5 protein-coding genes are annotated in these 6,367 nt (G+C 70.5%); all 5 read right to left on the minus strand.

The window, feature by feature from the left end; all coding sequences use genetic code 11:
• Positions 1-69 precede the first annotated feature (69 nt).
• The 5 genes from ACXJKR_RS21090 to ACXJKR_RS21110 all read right to left on the minus strand — a co-directional run bounded on the left by ACXJKR_RS21090 (position 70) and on the right by ACXJKR_RS21110 (position 6,133).
• Entirely contained in the window at positions 70-2,625 is a 2,556-nt protein-coding gene (locus tag ACXJKR_RS21090) for a protein kinase domain-containing protein (RefSeq protein ID WP_457324484.1), read from the minus strand.
• 16 nt (positions 2,626-2,641) lie between these two features.
• Positions 2,642-3,076, minus strand: a complete 435-nt coding sequence (locus ACXJKR_RS21095; protein WP_457324485.1) for a VOC family protein — start codon at positions 3,074-3,076, stop codon at positions 2,642-2,644.
• Between the two features lie 23 nt (positions 3,077-3,099).
• Positions 3,100-3,381 carry a hypothetical protein gene (locus ACXJKR_RS21100; protein ID WP_457324486.1) on the minus strand — a complete coding sequence of 94 codons (282 nt, stop codon included), beginning with the start codon at positions 3,379-3,381 and terminating at the stop codon, positions 3,100-3,102.
• A gap of 19 nt (positions 3,382-3,400) precedes the next feature.
• Positions 3,401-3,820, minus strand: a complete 420-nt coding sequence (locus tag ACXJKR_RS21105; protein WP_457324487.1) for an SRPBCC family protein — start codon at positions 3,818-3,820, stop codon at positions 3,401-3,403.
• 87 nt (positions 3,821-3,907) lie between these two features.
• Positions 3,908-6,133 carry a C1 family peptidase gene (locus tag ACXJKR_RS21110; RefSeq protein WP_457324488.1) on the minus strand — a complete coding sequence of 742 codons (2,226 nt, stop codon included), beginning with the start codon at positions 6,131-6,133 and terminating at the stop codon, positions 3,908-3,910.
• Between the last annotated feature and the right edge of the window lie 234 nt (positions 6,134-6,367).

Raw genomic sequence — 6,367 nt, forward strand, 5'->3', positions numbered from 1 at the left:
CGGCCTCCTCGCGCCTTGCCTGCGCCCCTGCCTGCCTCAACGCGGGCCACGCCTCTRCCGCGCAGACTCCTAGGGGAAAAGCCCGCCGAGGTTGCCCAGCGTGGGTGCTTCAGCGCCAGGGCCGCGTGCGCCGGCCAGCGCCGCCCAGGCGGCACGCACGGCAGGGCCGTCGTCACGACCCGCGGCCTGGCGCGCCTCCAGCCAGTGGCTGACGAGGTCGAGCGGGTGCCTGTCGGGCAGGCTGGCGGGCCGGGCCTGGCGCGCCTGGGCGAGCAGGGCAGGCGCCTCGGGCGAGCCTTGCAGCACGGCGGTCAGTGCCGCATCCAGGCGCGAGCCCCAGGCATGGACGCGCCCGACGCCGCGCACCTGGCTCAGCAGCTCGGCGCTGCGGGCCAGCTCGCCCCGGGCGCGGGCCAGCCGGCCCTCGACCTTGGCCAGCCGGCTGCCGGGCAGGGCGAGGGCGGGGGACAGTGGCTTGTCGCGCACGTGTTGCACGGCCTCGGCGGCCAGGGCCGGGTTGCCGGCGGCCAGGGCGGCGTCCGCCGCCAGCAGCAGGCAGCGGCCGCGCGGCCCGCCGTCCAGCGCGGCGGCCTCGGTCACCAGGGCGCGCATGGCATTCAGGTCGGGCTGGCCCAGACGCGCCTGCGCGAGCAGCAGTTCGGCGCGGTAGATCAGCAGCGAGTCCGGGGCCAGGCCGTCGGCACGGGCGCCGTCCAGCAGCGCCTGGCGGGTGCGCACCTCCTGGGCATGGCGGCCCTGCAGCTGCAGCGCCTCGGCCCAGCCGGTAGCGGCTTGCAGCGCGAGGTCGTTGCCAGGGCCGAGCTTGCTGCGGATGTCGGCAAGCAGTGGCGCGGCGCGTGTGTCGATGCCGTCGAACAGCGCGTTCAGCGTCAGCATTGAAATCTCGCTGTGGCGCAGCACCAGCACGGGCAACGTCAACCGCGGGTCGGTGCTGGTCCACATCGGCTGCGTCGCCCGCACGAGGTCCAGCGCCTCGGCCAGGCGGCCCTGGCGCTGGCGCAGCACGCCGAGGTTCTGCAGGTAGTCGGCGCGTTCGTAGTCGTCGCCGGGGTGGAGCCTGTCGGTCAGCACGCGCACGCGTTCCAGCGCGCGTTCGGCGTCGTCCAGGCGGCGGACGTGCATGTAGTCGGCGGCCAGGATGAACTGCTGCTGGCGCACCGCCTCGCTGTCGGGGCCGAAACGGCGTGCCAGCGGCGCCGCGATCGGCTCCAGCAGCGCGATGGCCTCGTCGTCGTTGCCCATGATCTGGTGCACCTGGCCCAGGCTCAGCCGGGCCTGCAGCACCGCCGCTTCGTCCTCGCCATGCTGCTGGCGTGCCAGCGCCAGCCATTGCTCGCCCAAGGGCAGGGCATGGTCGAAGCGGTTCAGGGCCATGTAGGTGCGCGACAGCACCTCCAGCAGCCGTTGCCGCGTCGCGGGGTCGTCGGCGAACTCGTCCAGGCGGTCGCGGCTGTCGTCCAGCAGTTCCAGCACCGACGGCATGCGGCCCTGGCGAGGCAGGCTGCCACCGGCGAGCAGCTCGGTGATGAAGCGCGCGACGCTGTCGTTGCGCTGGCGTGCCAACTCGGCCTCGCGCCATTGCCAGCGGCTGGCGGCGATGCCGGCCGTCAAGCTGGCCAGCAGCAGCACCGACAGGCCGGCCAGCAGCGTGTGGCGGCGCAGCAGCAGGGCGGTGCGGTGCCGCAGGCTGAGGCGGCGCCTGGCCATCACGGGGCGCTGGGTCTGCCAGCGCCGCAGGTCCTCGATGAAGGCATGCACGCCGACATAGCGCTCGGCCGGGTTCTTGTGCAGGGCCTTGGCGGCGATGGCCTCGAGGTCGCCGCGGGCGCGCTGCGCGTCGCGCGGGCGTCCGGGGCCGTCCTCGTCCTCGGGCGTGCCCAGCAACGCGGCGAAGCGATGCGGGGGCTGGTGCAGCACTGCGTGTTCCAGCGCCGCGCGGCTGTCGCCACGCGCACCGAAGGGCAGCCGGCCCGTCAGCAGCTCGAAAAGCATGACGCCCAGGGCGAAGACATCCACCGCCGTGCCGGCGTCGCCGCTCTCGATGAGCTCGGGGGCTGCGTAGGCCGGTGTCAGGCCGGCACGGGCCTCGTCCACGGCCTGGCCGGGAGAGGCCGCCAGGCCGAAGTCCAGCAGCTTGGGCAGGCCTGCGGCCGTGATCATCACATTGGCGGGCTTGAGGTCGCGATGCACGACCAGGCGCGCATGGACGTATTCCACCGCCTCGGCCACGCGCAGCAGCAGCGTGACGCGGTCCGCCACGGTGGGGAGCTGGGCGCGCGCATGCTCGGCCAGCGGCAGGCCGTCGACGAGCTCCAGCACCAGGTAGGCGTGGGGCGCCTGCACGCCGGCGTCCAGCAGGGCGGCGACGCCGGTGTGCGTGAGGCGGCCCAGCGCTGCACGCTCGCGCAGGAAGCGCCGCGCGACGGCAGGCGTTGCGCTGTCGCCGTGCAGCAGCTTGATGGCGGCGCTGGCCTGGTAGAGGCCGTCGGCGCGCTCGGCCTCCCAGACCTCGCCGAGGCCGCCGCGGCCGATGCGCCGCCACAGCACCCAGGCACCCAGCCGCAGGCCGGTCAACGTCGCGGCGTCGCCCGCTTCAGCCTGCACCACGCCCGGCGCGGGCTTACCAACTGCCGGTGTTGGCCATCGACGCCCAGGGCTCGGCCGGCGCCAGCGACGGGCCGGCCTGCAGCAGCTCGATGGAGATGCCGTCGGGCGAGCGCACAAAGGCCATGCGGCCATCGCGCGGCGGGCGGTTGATCGTCACGCCGTGGTCCATCAGCTTCTGGCAGGCGGCGTAGATGTTGTCTACGGCGTAGGCCAGGTGGCCGAAGTTGCGGCCGCCGGTGTAGGTCTCTGCCTTTCCGTCGGCGTCCGGCCAGTTGTAGGTCAGCTCGACCTGGGCGTCTTCGTCGCCTGGCGCGGCGAGGTAGATGAGCGTGAAGCGGCCGGCGCTGCTTTCGGAGCGCTTGACTTCGTGCAGGCCGAGGGCGTCGCGGTAGAAACGCAGCGACGCGTCGACGTTCTCGACGCGCACCATGGTGTGGAGGTATTTCATGGTCGTGATTGTCGACGCCTCTGCTATTTCTTTCGCTGTTGCACGGACTTGATCCACCGCGTCGTCGGCGTCTCCTTGGGAGGCCGGGTGGCGCGAAACACAAGCCACACAAGAAGCACGTAAACAGGCAGGAAGGGGATCAGCAGCCAGTGCCCAGCCAGAAGCCATTGCGCGCCGCTTTGAGGCTTGAACACGATGCCGATGCCGCTGACGAACAGCAACCAGGGCAGGACAAGGATAAGCAGGCGCTTTACAGAACGCATTCCATTCGGATCAAGGTTGTCGCGAAGGATTGTCGATTGCAACGATTGGATTGGAAGCCAGTCAGGCGGTGAAAATGCTTTCCGCGTGCGCCTTCATGGCCTGCAGCCCTGCCTCGATCATGGTGGCGATGGCCGGTGCCAGTGCGTGGGGCAGCAGGTCGGCGATCCAGACGACGCGGCAGCGTGAGCTGCCTTCCTCAAAGATCTGCGTCGAGGCGTTGTGGTGGGTCAGCCGCCCGCCGACGGCCGACCAGGCGATGCGGCGGCGGTCGTCGTCGATGTCGACGATGAGTTCGCGCACCGTCATGCCATTGGCGAAGCGGAGCTCGCGGGCCTGTTCATCACTCGTATTGCCGTCCATCCTGCACTCGGTGACGAAGGCGGGCGCGAGGCGGGTGTGCAGCGCGCCGGGATCGCGCATCGCATCCCAGAGGGTGGCGGCGGGGACATCGACGAGGATTTCGCGGTGGATGGAGGCCATGGCCGTCTCCAGAAATGATGGCTCATGGTGGCCGCTTGGCCAGCCCTGCGCTGGCCGGAACCGGACATCTCCAACCGTCCCCACGCGTCAGTAGTCCAGCCACTCCATCGGCGCGACGAGGGCGTCGCCGCGGATGCGCTCCAGCGTGCCGGTCAGGATGTCGATGTTGTTGTCGAAGCTGCCATGACTGGCATCGATCTGGTCACCGGCCTTGGTCGTGCGGATCTTGGGCGTCGTCACGCGGTTCAGTAGGTTGCCGCCGGGCCACAGCTTGAGCCAGGCGGCAACGTCGGCATTCGGCGGGCCGGCCCACTGGTCGTCCAGCCACGCCGCGTCCGGCGGCACCAGGGCGCGCTCCATGCCCAGCAGCGGCTGTTTGCGGATGTCGTCCAGCGCGCGCGACACGAGGTAGAGCAGGGACTTGCCGTAGATGTCGCGCTCGGCGTTGGGCAGACCGTCGGCGCGCTCGTTGGCATCGGTCAGCACGTGCAGGCGCAGGCGGTCCAGCGACAGCACGCCAGCCTGGCCGGCCGCACCGTAGTGCTGCACGGCGAAGCCGCTGGAGCAGGCGGCGGCGTAAAGCTCGCAGCTGGCGGCCTGCACGACGTTGGCACCACCCAGGCGGCCGAGCAGATGGCCGATCAGGATGGAGCCGGCCGAATGGCCGATGAGGTGGACTTCCAGCGTCTTGCCGCTCTTGGCCAGCGCGTCGCGCAGCTCGCGCAGCATGCGGGCGGCCAGGTCCAGCACATGGTCGGCTGTCGCGCCACCCTCGGCGTTCTCGCGCATCTCGCTCCAGATGCCGCGCGCGAACTGGCGGCCGACGGCCTCGATGGCGCGGTCCTTGGCCTCGGCGGCGACCTCACGCAGGCGGTCCAGCGTGCCAGTACTGACATCGGCCGAGTCGACGATGCGGTGCTTGAGATCCTCGAGCATGTCCGTCAACGTCTCGCCCGGGCCAGTCTTCCACGTGAAGAACAGCGGGTAGATGCCGTTGGCCAGGAAGTAGGGCGCCATCACGCGGATGCGCTGGACGGAGCCGATCTCCGAGTTCAGCCCGCCGTGGGCGTAGATGGCGAGCTTGACGGTTTTGCCCTTGCTGGCCTTGAACCAGGCCGCGGGGCGCTCGACGACGATCTCGCGCGCCAGGCCTTCGCGGTCGTCGCGGGCACGGGTGAAGTCGGTCGCCATCAGTTGGCCGTCGTTGCCCGAGACCAGGGTGTGGGTGTAGGCCTCGTCGGTGCGCAATGGCTGGTAGGGCTTGTGGGCGAAGACGTGGTTGATGGGCCAGGGGTCATCGCGCGGGTTGTCGTCGACGCGCAGCGTGGCGCCGACGTCCGACAGGCCGCGGCCGGCCATGGCGCGGAACCCGCCTGCCACGCGTGCGGCCTTGGCTCCTCTTGCCGCCGCCACGGCTTGGCGGCTCTTGATGTCCGACAGGTCCTGGGGCACGCCCAGGGCCACGGCCCAGGCATCGGTGCCGTTGGTGATCCAGTCCTCGTAGCTGAGGATGGCGAAGCCGCTGGCGCCCCAGCCGGTGCCCCAGCTGTTCTGCACGACGAAGCCGCGCTCGTTGTAGCCCACCAGCGCAAAGGCGTGCCCACCGGTCTTGCGGGCCATGCGCTCGATGCGCGGCAGCTTGTCGTGGCTGGCCGGCATGGGCGATTCGTCCAGCGTCCAACCGTCGTGCACGTCGCCCGAGACATAGATGGCGCCGATCTCGTAGATGGCGGCCTGCATGTCGACGACGCTCTTCTTGTCGACGCGGTAGTAGACGCCGAGCGCTCGCGTCGTCGCGTCATCGTCCCAGCCCGCCGCGGGGCGCTCGAAGATGCCGTTGCCCTTCTTGTTCAGCGGATAGGGCCACAGCTTGAAGGAGCAGACGCCGTGCTTGTGCCAGCCCTTGAGGGCGCCGCGGCAGGACGAGCCCTCGTAGTCCTGGCCGGGCCATTCGTCGTAGAGCTTGGCCAGCTCGTAGAACATGCGCGGGCTGACGGTTTCGGGCTGCGTGCGGCTGCGCGGCGCGTCGAGGTGGCGCAGCCAGTAGAGGTAGTTGGTCACGCAGGCCAGGCCGAAGCCGGTGCAGGCGCCTTCATTGCCCTGGTTGAGGATGCGGCCAGCTTTCACGTAGGCGGGCAGCAGTCGTTTCAGGTCGCTGTCCATCGGCCAGCGCGGCGGCAGGGAGCGCAGCGGCGAGCGGTAGACAAGATCGCGCAGGTCCAGGCGATCGGGGCGTGCGTCCAGCTTGGGTGCGGAAACGGCGTTGGCGGCGGCTTTCTTGGCGGTGGCGGGCTTGCGGGTCTTGGTGGCCATGGTGGTCTCCTCGGGAGGACGGCGGATGATGGCCGCAGCCTTTCGCACGGACAAGTCCGCATGCGAGACTGGGGGCCTGCTCACCCTCAGGGGAACGGATGCGTTGCCACTCAAAAACCCGCGAGCAAGGCGCGAAGTCGAAGCTGGGGTCGTCCCCAGCGAGGCTGCGCAACGCCGCGCGCGGGCTTTTGAGTGACAACCCTTCGGGAGAGGGGCTGCGCGGGCGCATGGCGT

This window comes from Roseateles sp. P5_E11, assembly GCF_054049355.1.